36 protein-coding genes are annotated in these 24854 nt (G+C 31.8%); 30 read left to right on the forward strand and 6 right to left on the reverse strand.

Features of this window, described 5'->3' with window-relative positions; genetic code table 11:
• Positions 1-353 precede the first annotated feature (353 nt).
• From C8C83_RS13470 to C8C83_RS13480, 3 genes are all read left to right on the forward strand, one after another.
• Entirely contained in the window at positions 354-593 is a 240-nt protein-coding gene (locus tag C8C83_RS13470; RefSeq protein WP_121329008.1) for a hypothetical protein, read from the forward strand.
• A 208-nt stretch (positions 594-801) separates the two neighbouring features.
• On the forward strand, positions 802-1938 hold the full coding sequence (locus C8C83_RS13475; protein ID WP_121329009.1) for a helix-turn-helix domain-containing protein: 1137 nt from the start codon (positions 802-804) through the stop codon (positions 1936-1938).
• 68 nt (positions 1939-2006) lie between these two features.
• On the forward strand, positions 2007-3068 hold the full coding sequence (locus C8C83_RS13480; protein ID WP_121329010.1) for a hypothetical protein: 1062 nt from the start codon (positions 2007-2009) through the stop codon (positions 3066-3068).
• Between the two features lie 111 nt (positions 3069-3179).
• Here the strand turns inward: C8C83_RS13480 and C8C83_RS13485 are convergent, their stop codons facing one another.
• The 5 genes from C8C83_RS13485 to C8C83_RS13505 all read right to left on the reverse strand — a co-directional run bounded on the left by C8C83_RS13485 (position 3180) and on the right by C8C83_RS13505 (position 7210).
• Entirely contained in the window at positions 3180-3599 is a 420-nt protein-coding gene (locus C8C83_RS13485) for a helix-turn-helix transcriptional regulator (protein WP_121329011.1), read from the reverse strand.
• A 299-nt stretch (positions 3600-3898) separates the two neighbouring features.
• Entirely contained in the window at positions 3899-4756 is an 858-nt protein-coding gene (locus C8C83_RS13490; RefSeq protein ID WP_121329012.1) for a phospholipase D family protein, read from the reverse strand.
• A gap of 268 nt (positions 4757-5024) precedes the next feature.
• A complete protein-coding gene (locus C8C83_RS13495) occupies positions 5025-5282 on the reverse strand; it encodes a hypothetical protein (RefSeq protein ID WP_121329013.1) in 258 nt (85 codons plus the stop codon).
• A 394-nt stretch (positions 5283-5676) separates the two neighbouring features.
• Complete coding sequence (locus C8C83_RS13500; protein WP_121329014.1) at positions 5677-6513, reverse strand: hypothetical protein; 837 nt, start codon at positions 6511-6513, stop codon at positions 5677-5679.
• A 283-nt stretch (positions 6514-6796) separates the two neighbouring features.
• The gene (locus C8C83_RS13505; RefSeq protein ID WP_121329015.1) at positions 6797-7210 is read right to left on the reverse strand and encodes a hypothetical protein; all 414 of its coding nucleotides are present in this window, start codon (positions 7208-7210) and stop codon (positions 6797-6799) included.
• Positions 7211-7578: 368 nt separating this feature from the next.
• On the opposite strand from C8C83_RS13505, the gene C8C83_RS13510 reads away from it, so the two are divergent.
• The 8 genes from C8C83_RS13510 (at position 7579) to C8C83_RS13545 (ending at position 11435) form a co-directional block, all read left to right on the forward strand.
• Positions 7579-7836 carry a hypothetical protein gene (locus C8C83_RS13510; protein WP_132011776.1) on the forward strand — a complete coding sequence of 86 codons (258 nt, stop codon included), beginning with the start codon at positions 7579-7581 and terminating at the stop codon, positions 7834-7836.
• 6 nt (positions 7837-7842) lie between these two features.
• Entirely contained in the window at positions 7843-8049 is a 207-nt protein-coding gene (locus C8C83_RS13515; RefSeq protein ID WP_121329018.1) for a hypothetical protein, read from the forward strand.
• An 81-nt stretch (positions 8050-8130) separates the two neighbouring features.
• On the forward strand, positions 8131-9879 hold the full coding sequence (locus C8C83_RS13520; RefSeq protein WP_132011777.1) for a hypothetical protein: 1749 nt from the start codon (positions 8131-8133) through the stop codon (positions 9877-9879).
• A gap of 18 nt (positions 9880-9897) precedes the next feature.
• Positions 9898-10122 (forward strand): hypothetical protein, encoded by a 225-nt coding sequence (locus tag C8C83_RS13525; RefSeq protein ID WP_121329020.1) that lies wholly within the window; start codon positions 9898-9900, stop codon positions 10120-10122.
• Positions 10119-10463 (forward strand): hypothetical protein, encoded by a 345-nt coding sequence (locus C8C83_RS13530; protein ID WP_121329021.1) that lies wholly within the window; start codon positions 10119-10121, stop codon positions 10461-10463. Before C8C83_RS13525 ends, C8C83_RS13530 begins: the two co-directional genes overlap by 4 nt.
• 79 nt (positions 10464-10542) lie before the next feature.
• The gene (locus C8C83_RS13535) at positions 10543-10821 is read left to right on the forward strand and encodes a hypothetical protein (RefSeq protein ID WP_121329022.1); all 279 of its coding nucleotides are present in this window, start codon (positions 10543-10545) and stop codon (positions 10819-10821) included.
• A 63-nt stretch (positions 10822-10884) separates the two neighbouring features.
• On the forward strand, positions 10885-11184 hold the full coding sequence (locus C8C83_RS13540) for a hypothetical protein (protein WP_121329023.1): 300 nt from the start codon (positions 10885-10887) through the stop codon (positions 11182-11184).
• Positions 11185-11189: 5 nt separating this feature from the next.
• Positions 11190-11435: a hypothetical protein gene (locus C8C83_RS13545; protein WP_121329024.1), complete on the forward strand. Its 246-nt coding sequence runs from the start codon at positions 11190-11192 to the stop codon at positions 11433-11435.
• 202 nt (positions 11436-11637) lie between these two features.
• Here C8C83_RS13545 and C8C83_RS13550 read toward each other — a convergent pair whose 3' ends face one another.
• A complete protein-coding gene (locus tag C8C83_RS13550; RefSeq protein ID WP_132011778.1) occupies positions 11638-12615 on the reverse strand; it encodes a hypothetical protein in 978 nt (325 codons plus the stop codon).
• Positions 12616-13131: 516 nt separating this feature from the next.
• On the opposite strand from C8C83_RS13550, the gene C8C83_RS13555 reads away from it, so the two are divergent.
• From C8C83_RS13555 to C8C83_RS13645, 19 genes are all read left to right on the forward strand, one after another.
• The gene (locus C8C83_RS13555; protein ID WP_121329027.1) at positions 13132-13842 is read left to right on the forward strand and encodes a transglutaminase-like domain-containing protein; all 711 of its coding nucleotides are present in this window, start codon (positions 13132-13134) and stop codon (positions 13840-13842) included.
• Positions 13843-13852: 10 nt separating this feature from the next.
• Complete coding sequence (locus C8C83_RS13560; RefSeq protein WP_121329028.1) at positions 13853-14119, forward strand: hypothetical protein; 267 nt, start codon at positions 13853-13855, stop codon at positions 14117-14119.
• Positions 14097-14609 carry a hypothetical protein gene (locus C8C83_RS13565; RefSeq protein ID WP_121329029.1) on the forward strand — a complete coding sequence of 171 codons (513 nt, stop codon included), beginning with the start codon at positions 14097-14099 and terminating at the stop codon, positions 14607-14609. The genes C8C83_RS13560 and C8C83_RS13565 overlap by 23 nt, the downstream gene beginning before the upstream one ends.
• Positions 14610-14627: 18 nt before the next feature.
• Positions 14628-15251 carry a hypothetical protein gene (locus C8C83_RS13570; RefSeq protein ID WP_121329030.1) on the forward strand — a complete coding sequence of 208 codons (624 nt, stop codon included), beginning with the start codon at positions 14628-14630 and terminating at the stop codon, positions 15249-15251.
• A 59-nt stretch (positions 15252-15310) separates the two neighbouring features.
• Positions 15311-15871, forward strand: a complete 561-nt coding sequence (locus C8C83_RS13575) for a hypothetical protein (RefSeq protein WP_121329031.1) — start codon at positions 15311-15313, stop codon at positions 15869-15871.
• Between the two features lie 75 nt (positions 15872-15946).
• On the forward strand, positions 15947-16309 hold the full coding sequence (locus C8C83_RS13580) for a hypothetical protein (protein ID WP_121329032.1): 363 nt from the start codon (positions 15947-15949) through the stop codon (positions 16307-16309).
• An 11-nt stretch (positions 16310-16320) separates the two neighbouring features.
• Positions 16321-16620: a hypothetical protein gene (locus C8C83_RS13585; RefSeq protein ID WP_121329033.1), complete on the forward strand. Its 300-nt coding sequence runs from the start codon at positions 16321-16323 to the stop codon at positions 16618-16620.
• Positions 16608-17372: a hypothetical protein gene (locus C8C83_RS13590; RefSeq protein ID WP_121329034.1), complete on the forward strand. Its 765-nt coding sequence runs from the start codon at positions 16608-16610 to the stop codon at positions 17370-17372. The genes C8C83_RS13585 and C8C83_RS13590 overlap by 13 nt, the downstream gene beginning before the upstream one ends.
• A complete protein-coding gene (locus tag C8C83_RS13595; protein WP_121329035.1) occupies positions 17360-17563 on the forward strand; it encodes a hypothetical protein in 204 nt (67 codons plus the stop codon). Before C8C83_RS13590 ends, C8C83_RS13595 begins: the two co-directional genes overlap by 13 nt.
• 12 nt (positions 17564-17575) lie before the next feature.
• Positions 17576-18055 (forward strand): hypothetical protein, encoded by a 480-nt coding sequence (locus tag C8C83_RS13600; RefSeq protein WP_121329036.1) that lies wholly within the window; start codon positions 17576-17578, stop codon positions 18053-18055.
• A complete protein-coding gene (locus C8C83_RS13605; RefSeq protein WP_132011779.1) occupies positions 18055-18483 on the forward strand; it encodes a hypothetical protein in 429 nt (142 codons plus the stop codon). Before C8C83_RS13600 ends, C8C83_RS13605 begins: the two co-directional genes overlap by 1 nt.
• 86 nt (positions 18484-18569) lie before the next feature.
• A complete protein-coding gene (locus C8C83_RS13610) occupies positions 18570-19199 on the forward strand; it encodes a hypothetical protein (RefSeq protein ID WP_121329038.1) in 630 nt (209 codons plus the stop codon).
• 102 nt (positions 19200-19301) lie between these two features.
• Complete coding sequence (locus tag C8C83_RS13615; RefSeq protein WP_132011780.1) at positions 19302-19997, forward strand: glycoside hydrolase family 19 protein; 696 nt, start codon at positions 19302-19304, stop codon at positions 19995-19997.
• Entirely contained in the window at positions 19994-20329 is a 336-nt protein-coding gene (locus C8C83_RS13620; protein WP_132011781.1) for a hypothetical protein, read from the forward strand. The genes C8C83_RS13615 and C8C83_RS13620 overlap by 4 nt, the downstream gene beginning before the upstream one ends.
• Positions 20329-20883: a hypothetical protein gene (locus tag C8C83_RS13625; RefSeq protein WP_121329041.1), complete on the forward strand. Its 555-nt coding sequence runs from the start codon at positions 20329-20331 to the stop codon at positions 20881-20883. Before C8C83_RS13620 ends, C8C83_RS13625 begins: the two co-directional genes overlap by 1 nt.
• Before the next feature lie 11 nt (positions 20884-20894).
• The gene (locus tag C8C83_RS13630; RefSeq protein WP_121329042.1) at positions 20895-21371 is read left to right on the forward strand and encodes a hypothetical protein; all 477 of its coding nucleotides are present in this window, start codon (positions 20895-20897) and stop codon (positions 21369-21371) included.
• 4 nt (positions 21372-21375) lie between these two features.
• On the forward strand, positions 21376-23568 hold the full coding sequence (locus tag C8C83_RS13635; RefSeq protein WP_132011782.1) for a zincin-like metallopeptidase domain-containing protein: 2193 nt from the start codon (positions 21376-21378) through the stop codon (positions 23566-23568).
• A gap of 108 nt (positions 23569-23676) precedes the next feature.
• Positions 23677-23928, forward strand: a complete 252-nt coding sequence (locus tag C8C83_RS13640; RefSeq protein ID WP_121329045.1) for a hypothetical protein — start codon at positions 23677-23679, stop codon at positions 23926-23928.
• A 3-nt stretch (positions 23929-23931) separates the two neighbouring features.
• Positions 23932-24753 (forward strand): hypothetical protein, encoded by an 822-nt coding sequence (locus tag C8C83_RS13645; RefSeq protein ID WP_121329046.1) that lies wholly within the window; start codon positions 23932-23934, stop codon positions 24751-24753.
• The last annotated feature ends 101 nt before the right edge of the window (positions 24754-24854 follow it).

Genomic DNA, 24854 nt, shown 5'->3' on the forward strand with positions numbered 1-24854 from the left:
AATGTTCTTATGAAAGTAATTTTATATAAGGCGATTCTCTGTTTTTGGAGATCGTCATTTATAGAACGTAATTTTAAACATTGTCGATTTTTCCAGAGATTCTGATGTTGCATTTAAATAAATAAACAGTTTTCAGGTTTCATTTTATAATATGAAACAGAGTTGAATTGCAAATCGTTTTTTTAAATTTCAATATGACTTAATTTTATGGAAGTATTTTTCTCTAATAAAAAATATAAAATAGTGTATTGTTTCGTTTTCTATGAGCAAAAATTTAAACGGTTGATTTATTGTTTTTGATTTTTCCGATTTAGTGGTTTTGAATTCAATTTGTTTTATAAAAATTATATACTATGGCGGTCCCTAAAGAGTTATATAATGCAAAATTCCTGGAATATATAGAATCTTTGAAGATTTTATATTTAGTAGATGACAAATTCAAAGGGATTTGTGATGATTATTGTGATAGTAAATTGAAAACAGAAATGTATAAGAGGAAGTTTGAAAAACACTTTCAGCATAAATTAGAATATGAAAATTTATCAAAAGAGCTAGAAGATGAAATTCTGATTTATTTGATAAGAAAAGGCTAGAAGAGTCTATAGATATTTACAAAGAAATGATTTGTTGATATTCTCTAAAATAGTTAACAACAAACCCTTAGTCATTCAATGATTAAGGGTTTGTTTTTTTTGTGTAGAAATAAAGAATTCAATAATTAGTTTGAAATTATAAAACTGATCTGTTTAAAATCAGGTCTAAAATTTTACATTTGATATATAAAATTAAAAAAACTATTACATGCCGGAGATTATTATTAACTCATTTTCAGTTGCAATCTGCTTCCTAATAGGGATGCTGGCAATTTTTTATTTGCCATTTAATAAAAGAGGAAATTTCTGGTTTGGCATTTTTTTAGTATCACTTGGTTTTGCATTGTTGAGTAAAATAATCTGGCAAGAAGGATTGGATACAAAATTCCCGTACATTATTCCGGTTTCTGAATTATCTCGATTTGTTGTTGCACCAAGTTTTTATTTAAGCATTTGGTATTATACACATTTGAGTAAAATAAGCCTTGGAAAAAAAGTGTTGCATTTTATACCAACTTTAGTTTTTATTCTTTTGATATCTGTACCTTATTTTCTTTCGCTGGGAAATACTTCTGATTTAATTGGTGAACGCGCCAGTCGTATTGTGGGAGGTTTAATGCGTATTGTATTGCCGGTTCAACTAATTGCTTATTGGATTTTGTCTTATCAATTATTAAAAAGACATAGAAAAGGTATATTGTTATTTTCATCTCAGAAAAAAGAAAGGGATTTAAAATGGCTGCAGAGCATATTGATATGGATGCTTTTTATAATAGTTCTGTTTCTGATCATGAAAATAAAAGAAAGCAGCTTCCTTAATTCGGTTAGTACCTATTTTTACTTAGTACTTACCCTATTTATGGTTTATAATCTTTTAAGACAAAAAGAAGTTTTTTTAAATGATAAAAATGAAAACGCGACGCTTGAAAATATTATATATCCCAATATTAGGTTTCAAACCGAAAAACCTGCGTCTCGACTTAATGAAGAAGAATTATTAAAATACAAGTCAATTTTGAACAATCTACTAGAAAATGATGAGGTGTTTACAGATTCTGAGATTAATTTGGCTTCACTTGCGGGTAAAGTCGGAATTTCGATGAATGATGTGTCTTTCATGATAAATAATAGTTATAATATGAATTTCTATGCTTTAATCAATAATTACAGAATTGAAAAAGTGAAAGAGATGTTGACAAAAAAGCAATACAATCATTTAACAATTCTTGGTATTGCTTATGAGGCTGGATTTACATCAAAGTCAACTTTTAATAATATTTTTAAGAAAACAACAGGACTTACGCCTAGTGAGTATATGAAAAAAAATAACCCAAAAGAGGTCTGAATGGGTACATCAGGACGACTCAAGCCTTAAGAAGATGTTTTTTTGCTGAGAATTTAAACAGCAAGATTATGTATTCAACATCTTTAAAAACCAAAATTTGGTTAGGTTTATGCTTTGGTTTGGTTGTAGGTGCAACCTTTTTACGATTATCCACTAAGTATTTTTCTCCTTGGATTCCGCCTCCTTTTCTCCTTGGAATATCAATTTTATTTTTGATTGCAGCATTGATTTTGCCCTTCGTGTGGCATTCGATGGAAAAAGAAAAAGGGATTAATGGCAGCGATCTAAAAACAAGATTAGAGCATCGGATTATTTATGCGATGTCTCTGGATTTGATAATGTTTGGTTTTCATAAAATTGAAGGACTGCAAATGATTGTCCCGTTAGGTATACTCGACACGCCATTTAGTAGTTTATCCGGAGAAACTCTAGTGTGGGCATTCTTTAAATATTCGTATCCTTTCACCGTTTTTATAGCTTTATTGCAAATTTTGACCGCAGTACTTTTACTTTTTTCAAGAACTAGACTTTTTGGATTAATGCTGGCAGTTCCTATGTTAGTTTTTATAACGTGTCTTGATATTTTTTATCAAATGCCATTGGGACCATTATCACATGGTATAATATTATTGTTAGGAGTATTTTATTTTTTATCTCAGGATTCAAAAAGGTTAATCGGTTTTATTTTTCAGCCTTTACAGGGAAGTAAAAGTATAAATATCCCAAATTATTATAAAAACATATACAGAATATCATTATTTATCTGGCCGCTTTTTTTTCATTTTATTTATAATTATCCAGACAAACATCCGCAGCTAACCGGGAAATATCAAGTCCAAAATTTAAAAATTGACAATGTTGCCCTAAAAGCAAAGAGTCCAAAAGATAGTGTGTTGACAACTGTTTATATGGATCTTGAAGATGAAATAGCATTTGATTTTAATGATTGGAGATACAGATATATTGGAACCTATTTTCTTAACGAAAAAAATGATTCTATTACGATTCGTTGGCGATATCCATCTGATAAATTAGATAATTTTAAAGGTAAATTGATAAGAACAAATAATCAAATGTTTTTGAAAGGGAAAATGAATGGCGAGATGCTCGAAATGCAATTAAAAAAATAATTGTTTTTTGGCGAAAGGCATTCAGTAAATTTGAAACTTAAGTGAATAAAAAAATGCGCAAAGTCAGAAACATTTGCGCATTTTTTTATAAGAATGATTTAGAAAACAATATTATTTGTCTTTTAATAATTTTTCTAAAAATTCGACTTTATCTTTTTCAGCTTGTAGTAAACGTTCGTAAAGTTTTTTGTTTTCTTCAATTGATTCAAGTAATTTATCTAAAGGATTGAATGTACAATTGTAATTAGTCCCAGCATTAACAATACCATTAATAGTGTTGTCACTAAAGTTGTTGAAATAATTAATCATTCCTTCTTCCGAAAAGTTTTTAATTGCTTCTACAGTCACACCAAGCGCTTTTGCTACAGCGATAAGTTTTTCTTCATCAATAGTTTCGCTATTTTCTATAGCCGAAATCGCCTGTTGATTAGTTCCTAAAGCTTGTGCCAAAGCTTCTTGTTTCATGTCTTTCAGTTCACGAATACGGCTAATTTTTCGCCCTATATGATTTGGTTTTGTAGATGTGCTCATAATTCAAAGATACTTAAAATTCGTTGAAATTTCTAGGGGTTGATAAAACACATTTGATATCTGTAGAATACATCTTTACGTGTTGTTTTAAAAAACTAAATCCCAATTGAAATATTTCTAAAGGGATTTGTGATGATTATTGCGATAGTAAATTAAAAACAGAAACTTATAAGAGGAAGTTTGAGAAACATTTTCAGCATAAATTAGAATATGAGAATTTGTCAAAAGAGCTAGAAGATGAAATTCTGATTTATTTGATTAGAAAAGGATAGAAAAATAGATAGCAGTTGTTGAAAAAATTAAAGAATGGGATTCCTCATTGATGTCTTCCCAAAGGAAGCCTTCCCTGTCTTATGACAAAAATTTTCACGATAATTCATGTTTTCGAATTGTACCCAACTTCTGTAGGCTCCATCGCTAAATGGGCGTTTAGGATTAAATGGGATTCTTTGGCCTGTTCTAATGCAAAAACCGAATGTAAAGCTTTCTTCCTCTCTTTCGGGTCTTATTGTGTTTTCTGAACCTAACTCTAAATCATCAGGAAAGTCAGCAATTTTTTTTATTAACTTATTTTGTTTGTAATTAACAAAGCGATTGTAAAAGTTGTCTGTAGTATCGTGTAGAATTTCTGACTTTATATAGTTTTTACCAAGTAATGTGCTTAATAGTTTTTTCTCATAAAGAGGTCGCTTTATAAAAACTGCCTCATTATCATTTGCGATTTCCAAGCTAGTTAGCCAAGCCTCTTGATCTGTTGTCGTTGTAAAGCTACTCAAGAGATTTGACTCAGAGTAAACACCAAACTCTATATTGTTTTTAAAAGAGTAGTCATAAAGATTAATTGATGTAATTACTCCTTTTATTTCGTTGCCATAATATTTTGCATGCAGTTTTGGAGCGTAGATAATTGAAACATTTAAGAATTTCTTGAAGTAATCAAAGTCATTTTTGCTTAAGCTTCTGCTTACATCTTCTTCGTTTTTGCCAAAAACAATTAGAAGATGAACTTTAGGATTATTTGCATGCTTGTCAAATAATTTCTTAAAATAATCATCTAGTTTTATATAAGGAGAAACAATAAGAAGCATGTTTTTTGCTTCCCAAATGATATCATAAACGACCTTTTCAAGGTCATTTCCTGTTATGAATTTTGCCATTTAGTCCTTTATCTTTAAATATTACTACCGTTTCAAAAGCCTACAGTTACTATGTCTTAAGTATTATATAGCAGATTTTATGACTTTGCTTTTGAGAGGTTTAATATGTATTAGTATTTTGTTAATGCTAATATAGTACTAATTTTATTACAGAAGAAAATATTTTTGAAACAGCAATTTGCAGATATGTTTTTTTTATTTTAGATAAAGCTTTAAAGACAATTGTTCTTGCTTAATGGTTTTAATTTTTTTTAAGTAATATTCTATATTATTTCTCCTCTTCCAAACCGTCAACGGCCGAAATCTGATCAAGAATATTAGTTTGGTTTGGCGAAATATAATTTTTTACTTCAGGTGGAGTTTCTTTCTTAAAAAGAAGATCTAATGCATGATAAAGTCTTAGTAAAACATCTTTATCTTCTTTTTCAATTTCTAAAGCAGTATTAAAATTAAAAACATAGTTATTCGAATTTCGTACTTCTACTTTTATCGTTTTTGATGTGATTTTAAATTTAACTATATCCATATTTATAACGTATTAATTTTTTTGCTTTTTTTAATATGAAAATTACAAGATGTCTCTAAGAAGTATTAAAGATATTTAATTATTTGGAGTTACAACTTAATTAGTTAAAGTTCTTTACTGTAATTTTATAGACAATGAGTGGTCATTCTCAATAAAAAACCCCTAATCAATTGATGATTAGGGGTTTGTTTTTTGTAGCGAGGACGGGAGTTGAACCCGTGACCTCAGGGTTATGAATTTGAAAGGGAACCCTAACCCTCACTAAATTCTTAGGTTTACAATGTCTTGTTTATTTAAAAAAAACACAAATCGTGTTCGTTTGAGTGTTCTTGATTATAATGAAATTTTTGATTGTCAATTAAAGGTCTAAATTTTGATCCAAGTTCAATTCAAATTATTTTACAGATTCTTTATAAACAAGCAAAATATCATATTTGTGGCTTGTTTTTTCTTCTCCCCAACTACCCTTAGTCCACATGTAAATTGTAAAATAATCTTTTGTTACGTCTTGTATTGCTAATTGTACTCCTTGATATGGCGAAATGGTTATGCTTGGTGGGTTTGAAAAATCTGGTAATTTATTTCCACTAATGGTTTTTAAATTTTTAAAATAGACAGTGTCTAATCCTTTTTGAGATTCTTGATAATAAATATCTGTAACTAAATAAACCTGATTTAAAAAATCTATTTTCTTAATTTCTTCTACATCTTTTTTAATATTTACAACATCTTTTTCTGCATTATTAACGTTGTCAATTTGGGATTGTAGTTGCTTTTCTGAATTATAAAGTTCTTTGTTTAGGCTTAAGAATTGATTATATAGTTGATAAAATCTATCATTCGTTTTTTCATTGTTTTCTAATATTGATTTATTTGATTCTTTGATTCGCTCATTTTCAAAAGCAATTTTAAATAATTCGTTTTGAGTAGATTCAATTTTTCTAGTTATTTCTTTTTTAGATGCTTCTAAAGTATCTTTTGTTTTTTCTGATATTTCATGTGTAACTTTTTCTACAATTTCATTGTAAGAACTGTAACCTAAAAATGTAAAAACTCCAATTAAAACAGAAAATACAGCAACATAGAATTGCAATTGGTATTTCAATTCTAAGTATTCAGTAGTTTCTTTGTTTAGTTTGATGTTTTTCTTGAATAAAATAATATTCCAAATTAGAAAAATTATAAAAGCAAGGAGTAAAGTGAAAACTAGAATTAAAAAAATCTTATTCATATTTTTTCGTTAAGTGATATTTAAGCTAGTAGCTCTGTTCGGGTCTTTGCATATACTTTGAGGTCTAAATTACATGGTGTGGGAGTGTCAGTAAAATTACCTTCAGATATATGAATTTTGTGTGTATCTTTTTTCTTTTGAAAGTTTAAGCTTTTGGTATGGTCAATTTATTTTCGGTGATGGCGAGTTTTTTGAAAATCGAAAAGATTTTTAGTTTATTGAGGTTAATAAAAACTACTTTTTTGTGATTATTAAACTTTTATTCCAAACCACCTGCAAATTGCTAGGCGATATGACTTCTATCTGAGTTTCCGGTTGTATTATTTTCTAAGTTTTTAATTTTTTCTTTATAAAGAATGATCATTTCTTGCAATTGTTCTTTACTATCTTTTAATAGCTGATTTTGCTCTTCTAATAATTTTACTTTTTCTGAAATAACATTACTATTTTCCGTTGGAACATCACTTTTAAGAACACTATCGTTTAAAACAAAATACTTTTCGTATTCGCTTCCTTTTAGAAAGTAATAAGGACTTTTCTTTACTGCTTCACATAATTCAATCAAAAAACTAATGGTAACATCCTTTGTTTTGAATCTGCTATTCAAACTTTGAGGAGTTATTTGGAGATTTTTAGATAAATCAACTAATTGAATGTCAAGAAGTTGTAATTTTTCCTTTAAAAAATTACCGGTCATAGTAAAGAAATTTGTTTATTATAAAGAAATATGTTTATATTTACATCGTTAAAACATAACAGATGTATTACAAATGCTCTTAGAGCACATAACCACGAATATAGTAAAAATCACATTGCAAATATTTTTAAATTTTTGTAGGAATCTTAATAGTCAAAAGTAATGCAAAACGAGTGCCAAGTTTTACGGAAATCCATAAGGACAGCTAAAGAAAATAGACGATATCGCTTGCATCAAAAATTAAGAAAAGCAGGGGTAAGATTTAGCTCCAATATAAAAACTGTTTTTGTGCCGTACGATGATGATTTACAAAATAGGGATATTAAAGAATTGCAGAAAATCTATAACTATCAAATACAATTTGAGATATGATTTCTAAAAAGGAAAAAAAACTAATTATTGAAATACTAGGACATCAATATACACCTAAAGTGATGCCACATTTAAAAAAGCTAGGCATTAAAAATGAGAAGAATAAAGATTTCTCTGTCGATAGTATTCGTATGATAACAAATGGTTTTCGTGAAAACGAGACTGTAGAATTAGCAATCATGCAACTAGTAAATAAGACGATTAAAGCTAAAAAAGCTATGGCTCTGAAACGTAAAAAGCTTTCAAAAAAATAAACTTCAATGAATCCCAAAGTATTATCAATATTCAACAATGCAAAGATTTTTCTTTCCCCTGAGGAACTGAAAGAACTTGCTGTTTGTATTGATAATGAATTTGGAAAACCATTACCTAAAAAAGCTAAAAAGAAAACGGTTTTAGAAAACTGGACACTAGAGAGTGTTACCGAAAGACTTTTAGCGACTCAATTCAATAAAAAGAGAACATAAAAATACGTCCAGCAAAAGCTGAAAATCCCTAGACGCATTCGGGCGTAAATGCCCGATGCTGAAAGGTTAGAAAAAGTAATTATGAGTAAACAAAGTTTAGATTCCAAAGTTTTTTCGTTAGCATCTAACCTTTTTGGTTTTGGTAATACAACTGAAAAGAAAACAGAAGAAAATAACATTGCAACAAACATTGCAATTTCCCTGCAACCTGAAAAACGTATAATGGCTATTTATCCTGCAATTAGTTTGGATGCATTTAGTATTACGATGGATAACTACCGAAAATATATTTCTGCTTACAACTTCAAAACTATTGCAGAAAATGAGTTAACAGAAAAACATAATGCTTTTGTTAAAAATTTTTTAATCGAAAATACACTAACCGATATACAAAGAGAATTTTCAAAAGTTTTTTTACATAAAAGTAAATTACTTAAACCTAGAGCCTATAACGAGCAAGCAGAGGCTTTTATGAAAGACCACGGTTTGATTATCGAAAAGAAGAAAATTCAAACAGTAAAATACGCTACAGAATTGGTATTTCAGAATCTTTTGCATTTATATAACTCGCAATTAATGAAACGTAATGAACAGTATATGCGATTGAGAGTTACGGCAATTAGACCAATAGAGGAATTTAAAATTAACTCATTTTTAGTAACTGCATTGCAACGCAATGGTGTAACTAGTTTAGACCTCTGTAAAAAGACTGTACGCAACCATAGACAACGTTTAGAAGAATGCGGTGTTTTTGTTGATTATCATTTTTCAGGTCAAAACAGACCTGTTGAAGTACACATAAATAGCGAAATTTTAACTGTTTTAGATCTCAAAACCTCAAAATTAACAACTGCTGAAAATCAACGAGTTACTTCTGAAATTGAGAATGTTTTACCTGATAACAATGAGAATACAAGAACAGATTTAAATGAATATCAAATGAATGAGAATGTTAAAAACATTTCTCATGATAAGGAGTTCCCTTCGGTCACGCCTTTTGATTTATTTTTTACAAGAACACGAGCCTGCAATAAAGAAATTTCAACCAGTGGGGGCGCGGAAAATGTTAAAGTTTTAAATACGTTGTCTGAAAAACTTGAAAATCTGATAATGCATCCGCAAGAATTGGCTGTTAATCTCTCTAATCACGAATATAACAACTATAGACCAATTGATCTTAGGATTTTGTTTAAAGAAGCTTATTCCGGAACAATGCCAAAAGAAAGTTTCAGAGAACTTATAATTCAAGATTTTTTCAAAAGCATATCTAAAATTTATAGAAATAGTACGCCGTTTGCGGGTTCTTGGAAAAAAGCAATCAATTTTTATATGCAAAATAAATTTATAGCCTTTACAGGCGATGCTTTTAATAAACAATCCATTGTAGATGATATTCATGAGCTCCGATGGAGGATAGAGTGGGCTAGGAAATGGTTCGTAAAAAATAGTAATGTAAATCCTTTGTTTCCTGCTGATTATTTTGATATGACAAGGAAAACTTCTAAAGAAATAGGATTTGAATACACCAAGGTAAAATATAGTGAGCATTTAAAATCTAAAGCAAAATATGAGATTTTAAAAAAGAAGCGTGAAGCTGATGCAGTTCGCAGAAAAGCGACCATTAATCACGCTAAGAAATTCGAAAATGAAGTAAATCGATTCTTTAAAGACAAAACTACACTGCCACAATTGTATGATTATGTAGAGAATAATTTACCATCAGAATTTTTAGAGAAATTACCACAAATGATTTTAGAAAAGTCACTAAAAATGAGCCGTAAAGTTGCTTTTGATGATGATTTTTTACAATATAATTTATCTGAGTTTTAATCTAACCAATTTTTAATTATGCCAGTATTTGCTCCCGAAAAATCTAAAATTAAAATGGTAATACTTACCAAGACAAAAGAAAAAAATGCAGTATGGTGGTCGCCAATTAACCAAAACAAGCGTAATAGTGAATCTGTTATAAAAAGCATGTTAAGGCGCTTTGAAAAACATACGCTTGCTAAAATTACCAACGTAATACAGTTCTATGAAAATGGGAATTTAATTGCAACAAAAAGGCTATGACAACAATAACACTAAAGAAAATTAATTTGCACGATTTTTTAATACTTCAAAATGTTGTTGTTCAATTGCGATTAAAAGCACTCAATAAATTGCAAAATAACCAAGTTGATAATGAGTACATGAAGAACGTTTTGTTTGTAGATATTTCTACAATACTTTTTTTTAAGCTAAGAATGAAAATTGAAAATCAAGCCAAATCACTCTCAAATTTTAAACTCAAAATTCATGAAGCAATTATTCTGCTTCAATGTTGTAATGACTACGAGTCTAGCAATTTATTCGAAAAATTCATTACTAGAAAATACTTTACTGAGATTCACGAACAAATAACTAACCTTTAAAAAAAAAGTAGATTTTTTTGCGAACCTGGAAAAGCTGCAGCTGCGGATCTATTCAAAAAAAATCTACATATTCAACAAGATGATAAAGAAAAGTACCTATATACGAAGTTTTACAGCATCACAACAAAAGCAACTTGAAAAGATTGGAAAAGATCAGAACTTCAAAACTACTCCCGAAATATTATTTTTTGCGGTTGATAAATATTTAGAACAGAAAAAACAAATTGAAAAATTGAATGAAATCATTGATTCTAAAAAACAAGAAATTTTTCAATTGAATTTAAAAATTGATTTTTTTAAATCAGCGTCAAAAAGAATACATGAATTAAGTGAGTTCCTGAAAAAGGGAAAAAAATAAAATCATCAATCAAAAAACGAGCAATAAATCAAATCTATCAACTATTCAAAACCTAGATATTTTATGAATCTCAAAACTTTAAACTACATAAGAAACAAAGCGCAGTTACAAGACTTATTTATCAGCCAATTTACAGCCGACTATATCCGAAAAGAAATACATGAAATTTTAAAAGAGACTCGAAAAAATGCAACCGAAGGAACGAGACTTTTTGCGAAAAATATTTCCACAAAAGAGCTAATTATTTTCATTGATAGAAATGGGAAACCTGATGGTTATCTGCTTTCAGACGAATTAAAAATTATGCTTCAAGATCACAGAGAAGAAGAATTTAAAACTAGAAAATTTCAAAATCAACTTTAGAACTAATGGCAGAGAAATCAAACAACCCAACAAATGCATTAATAAATCGTAACTTTATTATTCGAGTTTTGGAAAATCCAAAGGAAAATCATGTCAAAAATACCAAATTAACTTCTGCAAATAAGCTTTCGAATTACATAAATGACGAAGAAATCAAAATAAAGCTATTTAACAAGATATTAGATGGTGGAAAGGATAAATATACTTTTCTTATCAGAAGTAGGCTTAAAATCGATTTTCTATCGAAATAACTTTTAACACCAATGTATCAAAACACACCACTTACGATATGCGAATAGTTTTATCAAAAGTCATAATGAATTACGATAAGATTTTTGATAAAAATTTTAAATATCACATATCCTAATAGTGGTGATGAATATCTAATTTTGTTCTTTTACTTCTATCTCACTATCCGCTACAAAATGACAATAACGTTCTTAAAGGACAAAGTTAAATTTTATCTGTATTCAAAAATTTATTTTCGGGACTATCTTCTAATCTTTCAGATAGCATTTTTTTTAATAAACCATAATCATCTAATATATCTTCATTCGTCAATTCAAAGCGAGGGTCAGGAATCTTCGTTTCATATAAATATATTTCAGTCATAGCATCAAGTAATATAAATAATCGGATGCAATTTTCTTTAGTCCCAAATGATTTATCATTAAGTAAATGTGAGGCAACATGTCTGTTAAAATTTTCATGAGAATCTCCATTTTTTTGCGTATCCCTATAGAATTGTTCTTTTAAGATCTTATCACATACTTTAATAAAAACATCATAAAACAAAGGATTATTTGGACATGGTTGTCGCATATATGAATTTTTGAAAAATTTTTTAATTTCATCAAACTCAGGTTTTTTATCTGTTTCTTTGTATCCCATCCATCTTATAATTACACCTTCTATAAAGGGCAACAATGTTAAATAGCAACTAATAAAATTATCTCTATAGTAAGAAAGAATCGCAGCATCAACCATTTTTGCAAAGACTTTAAAATGATCAAATTTTTCAATTCTACCTTTTTTTTGAAGCATTCTCATTTTAGGATTCATTGTAACAAGACCAATATATGCAACTAGCAAAGATTCTGATGAAGGTAAGTCTTTTATTAAGTCTTTTATTGTATTCACATCACTCTTTGTTGAAAAAACAGACATAAATAGAGCGTACTTAGCGAGAATATCATTTGCATCTAAAATATCTTGTATTTCTCCAATTGATGCAGAAATAGTACCGGGAGTCAATAGATCTTTTTTTCTCTGTTTTTTAGCATTTTCAAGATTTATATTATATGCTTTGGCACTACATCTATTCCAGTCACTTATATCGTCACATATTGTGTTTTTTATCGATTCAATTGTAACATTTTCTATTTTAATAGCTTCTATGATTTTTAATGCTTTAAGATCTGTTTTTGACATTAGCGATTTTTTAATAAACGTGATTAATTGCTTTATTATTGAAAAACTTTTTTTTAATATTTTTTTATCCATTTCATAGAATTAATAGTATCTTTTAAAATAGTTGAAATAATATTTGCAACTCTTTTAGCTAATATATAATTTATTTAAAAAAACATCACGCATATTTCTTACTAAATTTTTCAAAAAAAGTAGATCAAATAACACTAACAAAATAAGTTCTTTATTTGACCTTGTTTTGCTATTAATTACTTTGTAAATAGTACTTCAATAATCACTACCTTTAAAAAACCTGTACAGATTTACAATCATCATATCTGTTTATTTTTAAAAACATGACCAACTACCCGCTTCTACAAAGAAACGGGTATTTTTTTTGCAAAACCTTTGCAAAGCCTTTGTAATCGTAAGAAATCTTTCTGCAATCCTCTGCAATCTTTAAACGCTTCTTTTCTTCTGTTTCATATTTGTAATCGAAAAGCCTAACAACCTAATACAAGAACGAAAATGAAATAAATGGATATTGATAACTTGTTACAAAGGAACATCTTAGGCGGTCAGGAGTACGAACCGTTGTTTCCACGTGTTAGCTGTGATAAGACTAAACTGGGCAACGGTAATACTTTTGATACTGTCAGAATGATTAAACAAATGGTTGTGAAATACAACTATCAGACAAAGGAAGTTGCAAAGGTTTTGCAACAAAGTTCATTGAAAGAAACGTGTGATAAGATTTATTGGTTTTTGTACAATCACATTCAGTACAAAGCCGATGGAATAGAGCAAAATCTTAGAAGTCCTGCCTGCGCTTTCAAGCAAAGAGTATCGGGAGTTGATTGTAAAACCTATTCCATTTTTGCCAGTTGTTTACTTGCTAATATGGGTATTCGCCATTATATCAGGCAGATTAAACAACCAAGTTTTCGCCCAGATCTATATACTCACGTTTACGTAATTGTGCCTCTTAATCAAGAAACAGGCGACATAAAAAACGGCTATTTTATTATAGACGGTACTACAAGTAATAACCGAGAACCAATATATACTATGGCACACGACACCGATGTTAATTTACCGCATTATGGGCTTAATGCTCCCAGTGCAAAGGGTAAGCGCAAAACTATTGCAACAAAAACTACAACCGTTGCAAAGGAATCTAATAAACCAGTACTTCTAGGGATAGGAGCATTTTTAACGGGTTTATTTCTATTTGGGAAATCTAATTAAATAATGAAGTATGATACATATCAATGTAAATGATGGGGGACTCAGAAAACCCTTTTGGAAAAAAATTAGAATCAAAGACGTCAATTTAAAAAACGTTACTAAAGCAACACTTGCACCGCATTTGCTTCTTTCTAAAAAAGCTCAGGGCACAATTGCAAAGGCAGCACTTGCACCGCATTTGCTTCTTAAAAATAAAAACAAACGTTTGGTTAGATCAAACCGAGCAAAATCACCAACAATTAAAAGACAGGCAAATGGATTATGTACTTGTAAATAGGGGACTTGGAAAACCTTTTTGGAAAAAGATCCGAATCAAAGATGTCAGTTTAAAAAATGCGGTTAAAGTTACTAAAGGTCTCATACCAATTGCTACAAGTATTATACCTGTAGTGGGTCCCGCAGGATCAGGTATTTTGTCAAAAGTTTTGAAAAATTCAAATGGTTCGGCAAGTTTTGTAGGTCGAATTGCCGACAAAGCAACAATACTTTCAAAAACCACAGCAGGCAAAGCAATTGTAAATACAATAAAAAGCACTGCACGACCACAAGTACAAAGTGTTAACGCTTTGAAACCTGCACCAGTTGTTACAAATCCCACATCTAACACCGCAGGTCAAGACGATCAGCCCGTAGGAGATTTAACGCCAGTAACCCCTGCAACGGCTTCGGAACTTTTGCAAAGTCCCAAAAAAGATAATACTGCTTTATATGCCGTGGGCGCTGTAGCTGTATTGGGCGGAATTTATTTAGCCACAAAAAATAGTTAGTAATTAAATTAATCAAAAATGAATAAAGAAGTAGTAATTATTGGAGGAGGGGTACTAGGCGGTATGGTATCAAATGGAGCAAGTACGTTATTACCTGCATCTGACAGCCCGATTATGAATATTGCCTTAGCGGGTGTTTCCGTGTTTGGGGCAACAAAAGTAAGCGGAACAACAACCAAAGCAAACTTGCTTAAAGGTGCATTAATGGGTAGCGCTGTTGTGCAAATCTTATTGGCAGTAAAAAAAGTTTCAGCCAAAAGTTTAGGCACATCCCTTTCAGGTACAAGCAAATTTTCACAATTCGCAAAAGGTGCTGTTGGTTTGGGGTGTCCTGATGAAAGCGGTTTAAGTGGTCAATTTGTTGGCGCAGACGGTCAACTTTATCAATTTGACGAGCAAGGTTTAAACGGTCAATTTGTGGGTGCGGATGGTCAACTTTATCAGTATGATGAACAAGGCTTAAACGGTCAGTTTATGGACGAAGCAGGAAATGTTTTTGAGTTAGTAGACGATGGTTTACATGGAGCGGAGGAAGCACTCTACTTAGAAAACGGTTTAAACGGAGCGGAAGAAATCTACGGAGAAGAGAGAGGATTAAATGCTCCTGAAACAGAAATCTACAACGAACTGTATCAACAATAAAAGTCAGCAAGCTAAGAACTTGCATTAAAAAATCAATCATCAATCAAAAAACAATTAAAATGAGAAATCAACAATTAGCTTCTGCAACTGCAACACTTAAAGCCAAAGCAACCGCAGGAATCCCAAGAATAGGAAATGTAGCCCTGACCGATAAAACGATTTATTTAAACGTTGCTATCAAAGGACAAGCGGGAACTGTCGATATTATCGATGTGCAAACAAAACGTGAAGTCGGAATCACCAATTTAGATGGGAACAAATTAAACTCGGGACGTGATTATGTCATTGATGGCGTGAGAGTTTTGGTTGATTCAGCTTCAAAAGCAGACATCAAAACTTCAACATGGGTTCCTGCAAACGGAACAAATCTTGATCCGGCATTTTTAAATGCAGAGTTCAGATTAAAGCAGGAAGGTAACGTTCTTATTGATATGCCTATCACTGATTTATCAGGAGAAGGTGATATTCATAATTTGTTCAGAGCGATTTCAACTTCTCCGCTTTTGCGTTCAAACTTAGAGTTTGAAATGGAAATTGAATATCCAAAAGGTACGACCGTGGACAATGCAACTGCTCATAACGTTCGTTTTGAATTCAGAGCAACGCAAGCCAAACTATAATCAAACAAAGTCTTTTCTAAATCTAAAAAAGCCGTAAAACGTATGGGTTACGGCTTTTTTTAAATAATCAATAAAATGTCAGTAAGAGAAAAAGTAATCAATTTGGTGTTAGCAGTCGGACAAACAGAGGTTGATTTTACAACCGCACTGGATTCAGGTTTTATACTCGGAGCAGAATTGCACACCAATCATACAGATGTAGATAATTACGCTGAATTTGGAATTTTTGACGATAGCGGTGTAGCGTTTTCAAAACCTACTCCAATTGGTCACTGGAAGCGTAGAGAAGGTTCGGGATTTGCAGAAAGTTACAAACCCTTGTTGTTTGAAACAGAACACAAGACGTTTCAATTTAAAGCAAAAACCAAAGCACCAGTTACAAAAGAAACCTATTTCGCTTTGATTTTGATGTACAAAATTAAAGCTGAATGTAAATAAATCACGATCAAATGACACTTACGAAAATTACAGGAGTTGTTTTTTTAAAACTAAAAGAAGATAAAGAAATATCGGTCGATCATGTGACTACTCTGCAAGTTAGAAATAACGGTGTTGTTAGTGTCTTTGTCAATGATTTCGAAATCGCAAGTAAAGAAACTTTTGTTCTGGTCACTCCCGATGGGTCGCAATCTAAAGTTGATTTAAACATTCGCTTTGGTGATAAGGATTCAGGAGATTTTCAAAATTCAAGTTGGAATAAAAAAGAAGTTGATATTATTTATAAAAAGACATTAAGATGCAAGAATTAGACAACCTGATAGGGAAATTAAATACCGATAAATATTCGGCTGTTTCGGTTTTTGATTTAAAAGCAAACAAATGGCTTTTTAGAAATAAATCACATCAGGAAATTAAGGACGATTTTGAAAGTGCCGAAGATTTCTTTGAAGATCTTTTTGCAAAGGGCTACCGAAATTTAAACCTGTCTCTAAAGCGCAAAAACGGAAGTACTTTTAAAATTGACGGTGAGCCTTTCGATGTGAATTTTTCAACTCAAAACGCTCCCCAATCTGTGGAAGTTCAACCCGCAAAACCCGTTCAGACGCAGGATATTTTCTCTAATTCATTTGGTCTTGGTACTCTTGATGTTATGAATTTGATGGTTGCTAAAAATGATGCATCCCGATTACACACAGAAAACGAGTTTTTGAAATCCGAAAACAAAGATCTCAAGAAAAAGTACGAAGACATTAGAGAAGAGCAATTGGCTTCTAAGTATGATGTCAATAAAAGCAAAGGCACTCAGGAAATGTTAATGGGGGCAATTCAACAATTACCTACCCTGATAAGCTTTGTTAAAGGCACACCGACTGTCGGGCTTTCCGCTCCTGTTGAAACCTTTGCAAGCGAAGTAAAACAACACTTTGCAATGACTTTGCAACACCTTGACGATACTGCTGTAGGCGTTTTGGACAGTATAGGTAAAGGACTTAATACCAACAATGAGTTTTCATCAGAATTAGCACAACTATTAAAAAAATACAAACTATGGGAAGCTTAGATACCCCGATTCAAATTGAAGTAAAAACGGCTAATCTTTTTGCAAAAGAAGCCAAAAAAAAAGCTTTGACAGATTTAGCACAGCTTGACAATGATGTGCTTGCAAAGCTGGCTGAACTTTCTAAAAGTCCAAAAGCCATAGAGCAGTTAAAAACCAATTTTCCCATGATTAAAGGTTTTTTGTCTAACTAAAAAACCGACACTATGAAGAAAAAAGGTCTGAGAAATCCCGCAGTTATTGCCAGTGTTTTGACAAGTCCGCAAGGGCAAAAGATGATCGAAAAAACACAGGAAAATACAGAGAAAACAATCAGTACAGGATTTACATTTTTAAAGGTTTTACTTGTGGGTGGAATAGTTGCAGTGATCTATTTTAAATTCTTAAAAGGATTTACCAAGATAAAAGAAGATACCCGCTACAAGCCCAGTAATATTAATGTTACCCAAGCAAGAGCTAGAGCCGAAGCCATCTACACTGCTTTACTGGGATTTGGAGCGAATTATAGCGCAGTTGAAAACAACTTAACAGGACTTAACCACAACGGATTTATTCGGGTATATAATGAGTTTGGAGAGCGTCGAAGCGCAACGCTCAGTAAAATGAATTTAGTGGAATGGCTACAGGATCAGTTTAAAGAGGATGATATCGCCAAATTAAGATTTTTAATAAAAGGATTTTTCTAATGATGACAACAAAGAAAAAGATAGTTATAGTAACCGCCTCAGTGGTTATTCTAGGTTTGGGAGTTTATTTTTTGACCAGAACCAACGCAAACGGAAAATCTGTTTTAGGTGGCAATAAAAAGTATATCGATGAAGGTGACATTAATACGGTTCCTGCTTTTTCTGCCAGTCAAAAAGTAGCCTTATTGTATGACGCTATGAATCGTTACAATGGTACAGATGAAACCTTAATTTTTGAAACTCTAACAGGAGTAACACAGGCACAATTTGGACTTATTCAAAAGGCATTCGGGCTAAAGAATTACAATCGTTTATTAGGTTATAATACCATCGGAGGCACAAAATTACCTTTGAAAACTTGGTTAAAAGAAGAATTAAGCGACTCGGAATATAGCCTTCTTAGAAAAAAATTCCCGCTCTATTTATAAACTCAAATGTAGATTTTTTTAAGTGCCTGGAAAAACGCCGGCGCAAGATCTTCTTAAAAAAAATCTACAATTTAAAACAGGAAAGTATGAAATTGAAAAATGAAGATAAGTTATTGATAGGAGGCGGAATAGTTGCATTAGGAACAATTGGGTTTCTCTACTGGAAGAAAAAGAAAAAAGAAAAAGAGGATGATCTGCTCGTAGATGATATTCCCGAACCGCCAAATGTTTTAGATAATCCTATCCCGCAAGCAGGCGCATCTTTAGACAGAAACAAAGTCTTATCAAAAGGTAGTAAAGGTCTTGAAGTAAGAGAATTGCAAAGGCTTTTAGGAGTGGCAATCGACGGAGATTTTGGCACAAACACCCTTAAGGCTTTGCAAAGTAAAAAAGGTGTTGTAAAGATTAGTTTATCCAGTTACATTACTACTAAACCCGTTGTAAGCAAAGTAATCAATGCTATTCCGACAGCGCTTGTTGTTCCTAAAGTCGGTCAGAAATTAATGGCAAACACGGATAAGGTTAGTCTTTTCAATGCCAAGAGAACCGCAAGCGGGGTTTATTTCAATGATGGTACAAAACCCTTTTTTAAAAACTCCCTTAATTATGGTCAGCACATCGGAACTTTTGTAGCTTCTAAATTAGGCGGGCAATATTTAATTAAACGTGATAATGTTTACTATTTCGTAAACGCAAATGCGGTAAAAGCGTATTAAAATGCCAACAACCACACAATCAACCTTAATGATAAGCACAATAGCAGTACTGGCAGTTGTACTGTTATTGCCGAAATCTGAACCTAAAAAAGTGATATTATAATGAGTTTCATTTTAGACAATAGCAATGTATTTTTAAAAGCATTTTTAAAATATAACATTAATAATCCGCTAAGAATTGCGCATTATTTAGCACAGCTTTCCCATGAATCAGGGAATTTTACAAGGCTTGTAGAAAACCTGAATTATACCCCTGAGGGACTCGCTAGTACAAGCCCTTTTAATAGCCGTATGACTGCTGTACAAAGAAATCTTTACGGTCGTACGGCTTCGCATCCCGCCAATCAAATAATGATCGCCAATATTGGGTATGCCAATTCAAACGGTAACGGAAATGTTGCCAGTGGTGACGGTTGGAGATTTAGAGGACGTGGTTTGATTCAGCTTACAGGAAGAGCCAATTACGAAGCCTACAAAAAGTACTCGGGATATGATGTTGTTACTAATCCTGATCTGCTTTTGCAGGTCGGTATTGCCATTGATTGTGCAGCTTGGTTTTTTTCTGTTTATAAAGACCTTAATTCTTTGGCAGATGCCAATTTAATTACCAAGATCACACAGAAAATCAACGGAAAAACCAACGGATTAGCCGATAGAATAAGCAAGTTTAAATTTTACAAAGCTCAAAACATCACCATTGAGTTATTAAAAAAAAAAGCGAAACCCTTACCTAATTTTAACAGTATCCGCACTTACGCTTTTAATTGGCTATCACCTTTTAACACAAAACAAACATGAGAGAAATATTATTTGAGTTAAAGATTTGGAGAGATTATATTTTACTGGGGATAGTTATCCTAATGGGGATTTTTACCAAAATCTACAATGCCACACAAAAAGGAAAAAAGGCAACACTTAGTTACATTTTAGCCGAGGGGATTGTTAGTGTTTTTGTTGCTATTTCAGTTTATGTTATCACAAGCGAGTTTTTAAATCTCAGCAAGTTTTTGACTTTCGTGCTTTGCGCTTGGGGCGGATCGCTGAGTACTTTAATCCATAGTGAAGTTGAGCAGTTGATAAGCAGTTTTTTTAACAGTCTGAAAATTTTAATTAAAACAAAACTAAAATAATGACAACAAATTTAGATCATAAAGACCCGTTTAAAGAGTTCTTAAGAATTCTGGTCATACTATTAATATCGTTTTCATTTGGATGCGCTTTGCTTTGTTGCAGTTCAAAAAAAACTATTCCAACGCGCACCATCGAGCGTATTATTGAGCATAAAACAGATAGTGTAAAAACTACTGAAATAAATCGGGCAATTTTAGACAGCCTGATTGTGAAAGTTGCAAAAGTCAAAACAGCAAAGCCCGAATGTGACAGTATAACTCAGGCAACGCTCGATCAGGTTTTAAGGCAACTTAACAGTTATAAAAAATCAGGGAGCAACGAAGCGAGTGTTCGGTACGATGAAGCCTTGAAACAAATTGTAGTGCTTCTTAAACAAGCTGAGACTAAATCTCAAATCACCTCTGTAAATAAAGAAGACAAGGAAAAAGAAAAGGAAATCGAACCCATTGTTATAAGGGAAAAGTATATCCCGAAATGGGTTAAAATACTGGCTTTTATTGGTGGTTTAGCAATTGTCTTTTTAGCTTGGAGAATTGGTAGAATTTTTATTTAAAAAATTAGAAAATGAGCGCTAAAAAAATAATTATCGGAGCGGGAATAATTGCAATTGCAGGTTATTTTTTTATTGAATACAAAGTACAGAAGATCATCGAAAGATTCCAATTTGTAAAAGTTTATCCTACTGCGATAAAGAAATTCAATATCAAATGGAATGAAGGATCTCCGTTTGTTTCGTTCAATTTGGATATCAAATTAGTCAATCCAACACCGGAGGTTTTCTCGGCAAAGATTGTGGCTGTTAAACTCAAGAGAATTATATTTTACGATAAAAACAATATTCTCTTAGGTACGGCAACCGTAAACACGGATGCTATAACAATTCCTGCTAACGGAAGCACAACGCTTTTCGATATTCCAATTCAGTTAGAACTCAAAACGATTGCCAGTACAATTATATCAGCAATTCAAAACAGTTTTAATTTAAAAGACATTAGAATTGAAAGCGTCGTAAGCATTTTAGGCACTGAACATAAAATTTAATTCCATGACCCTAGCCCAAGAATTTAATAGTTTGAATGGTTTGATCGTTTCCCGCAAAACCTTAGAAGATTTACTTATTAAGGCTGAAAAAGAAAAACACACTGTAATTTCAAAGCGAGTTATAAAAGTGTTGCAAGCCTTTGCAGATGATACTTTTTTGATTGAAATAAACAATCTTGTTGAGCCGTACGGACTAAATGGCGTTGAAGCTGAAATGTTGTTACCGACACTGGAGTATATTTCTGAGGATCATAACGAAGGATTAAATGCCGTTTCACCTGATGAAATTTACAATTACATTACTGATCTAATCATTAATACCATTAAACAGGTTGGTCATTTGCCTTGGCAAAAAGAGTGGAAAGGTTCGGGCGCAGAAAATTCAGTAATGAACTATGTTTCAAAAAAGGAGTATTCAGGCGCAAATTTTATTTTGAACTTTGATATAAAATTCGACTCACAGCTAAAACCTTATTTAGTTCCTGCAAATTTTATCCAACCTTACTATTTGACCTTTAACCAAATTGAAGAAGCTAAGGCAAGGCTTAAAAAAGGCAGTAAAGCAAGACGTGTAGTTTATTATACTCTGATTCACGATTATCATAGTGAGAATCTGAAATTCAAAACCAACGACAACAAAAAGTTTACGGATTTTGTCAATAGTAACAATCTTACCAAAGAGGATCTAAAAAAGAACCTGAGTAAGTTCCCAGTTTTAAAATACTACAATGTTTTTCGTGCTGATGATTGCGAGGGATTAAAATTCCCTGCTGTAAAAGAGAGAAAAAAAACAGATCCAATTCAGGAAGCGCAAGCCATAATTGACGGTTTTAAAAACCCGCCAATTTATACCAATATTGGAGACAGAGCCTATTATCGTCCAAGTACAGACGAATTGAATATGCCTACTATTGAAGCTTTTACAAGTGAGGCTTTTTATTACTCTACATTTTTTCATGAAATGGTACACAGTACAGGAGCAGAAAAGAGATTAGGTAGAGATATGACAGGCACTCGCAATGGCGGAGGAACTGGAAATTATGCTTTTGAGGAATTGATCGCTGAATTAGGAGCCGTTTTTTTATGTAGCGAATCAGGAATATTATTTCATACTAAAGAAAATTCAGCCAAGTATTTAAAGAGTTGGAACAATCATTTAATTGATGAATTAAGCGATGATAATCGTTTTTTCTTGAAAGCTTCGGCTCAGGCTCAAAAAGCTACAAATCACATTTTAAGTCGTGAAACAGAAAACAAAGAAGCTTCTGAAAGTTCTAAAAAAGAGATTCCAAAACCAGTAGAAAAACCAGTAGAAAAACCAGTTGCAAAAAAGAGAGAGAAATCAAAGACAAAGCAATTAGAATTGTTCGACGGTCTTAACGGAATTGCAAAGAATAAAAAGAAAATCGTTGTGAAGAAAGTTATTAGAAAAAGGGTTGCAAAGCCCATTGCAAAGGCAAAAATAGTTATTGCAAAGCCTAATCTTAATAAAAACACATTAGCCTACAAAATGGCTAACAAGCCAACAAACGTAGCCTATTTTAAAATTCAGGATAAAGCAATTTCGGATTTTTTGGGACAGATAGAGAAAAAGGAAAAAGAGAGCATTGTTATTTCTCTTACAGGCGGTCAGGGTTCAATGAAAACCCGAATGTGCTTTCAGTTTATGAATGCCTTTGCACAAAATTATAAAGTAGGTCATGCCAGTATTGAAGAGCATCCCGAAAGTAGTTTGTATTATGATAAAGCGGAAGAATATTTAAACGCAAAAGCTTTGCAAAACATCGAAGCTCCAGAAATCAAAAGCGTTGCAGATCTGAATAAACTTATAGTTTCCAATGATATAATAATTATTGATAGTTTCTCTAAAATGCAGGAAATGCAAAAGGGTTTTGAAGTGGATAAGGATTTAAGAAAAAAATACAACGGAAAGTTATTCATTGTCATTTTTCAGCAAACAACAGACGGCAAAATGCGTGGCGGTTCAAAAAGTCAATTTGATGCAGATGTTGTTTTGTTTACGGAAAAGAAATCAGACTATAGAGAGAATTACATTTTCGCTGACAAAAACCGTTACCAAAACAAACCGCTTGACACCTTAAAGTTTAATATTTTTAATAAAAAGCTTGTACCTGTTCAGGCTGAGAATCGCACAGAATCAAAAACAAAGAAAAAATTATCGTTCACGGTAAATTAATAAAATAAAAAGTAGATTTTTTTTTAATCCGGATAGTCATTTCTCCAGGGAATTTTGCTTTAAAAATCTACAATTCAAAAACAATCATCAACTAAAACAATCAAAGACATGAAAACGACAAGAAGAAAAACGACAACTAAAAGAACAACTGCAAAAAAGCCAACCGTTAGAGGATTAAAGAAAGTTTGTAGCGGTGTTGTTAAAGCCACTGGACTCAAAGCAGACGGGACTTTGAAAAAAGGTTACAAATACATTGCAGGAGGAAAAATTGTGAAAGTAACCCCGAAATCAACTGTAAAAAAGAAAGTGGTTAAGAAGCCAGTAGCAAAGAAAAAGGCAGTTAGAAAAACTAACAAATAATCTATGGAAGGTATAGACGCGCGAATTGTAAAGTTTGTGAAAGATGAAAACGGGAATGTTTTATTGAAAAAGTTAGACAATACATTGATTTCTTCTTTTAATCCTGCTCAAAATTTATTGAGAATCCCTGAGGCTAAAAATAAATTCAAAGTTCAATCTATTTCGTCCTTTGCAAACAATAATTTTATACTAGATTATACTGAGGTTAATTGTGATTTGTGCGAGCCAATAATTCAGGCACAAAACTTTAATGATTTTTTGATTGAATTGTCATACAAATTCTTCTTTGTAGAAAATAAAGGCACAGTCAGTTCAGGTGGTAGCTCTAAATCTTCTATCTATGGAATTATAAGACCAACTTTTGTTTATTCTAATAATTTTATAACCCAAAACTCAAAGTTCATACGATTTCAAAGAATTGTTGGTGCTGATTATCCAACCGATATCACTGTTGAATATGGTGGTTTTAGAGAAGGCACTTTAGAGCCTTATACCAAGCCTTTTTACGGTGGTATTGATTTAGATCCTACCATATCTGTTAACTGGATGAGTATAGAGTCTTTGTATTCTATAGATGATTTATTTTTTAGATTCTCTTCATCATCTTATTTAAAGTATTTTGATGTAAAGCTGATTGTGAATCCCGATAGTAACACTTTTTCATTTATGCATGCTAATCCGCTGTTTGTAACTTCTGATGCAGATTATAACGTAGGTGCTGTAAGTGATACTTTGAACTTAAAATTAAGCACTGCGGACAATAATAAAATAGAAGCCTTTTTACGTTGGAAAAATGTTCCTGAATTAGAAGCGAATCCAGAATAAAAAAGAGGATTTGCAGACCCACAAAAGCGTATTCTTGTATATTATTTCAAGTTCTACTTAAGAAATTTTTATAGCTTTGTTCTTATTATAAGTTTGAGAAG

This window comes from Flavobacterium sp. 90 (assembly GCF_004339525.1).
In the GTDB taxonomy this organism is placed as follows: Bacteria; Bacteroidota; Bacteroidia; order Flavobacteriales; family Flavobacteriaceae; genus Flavobacterium.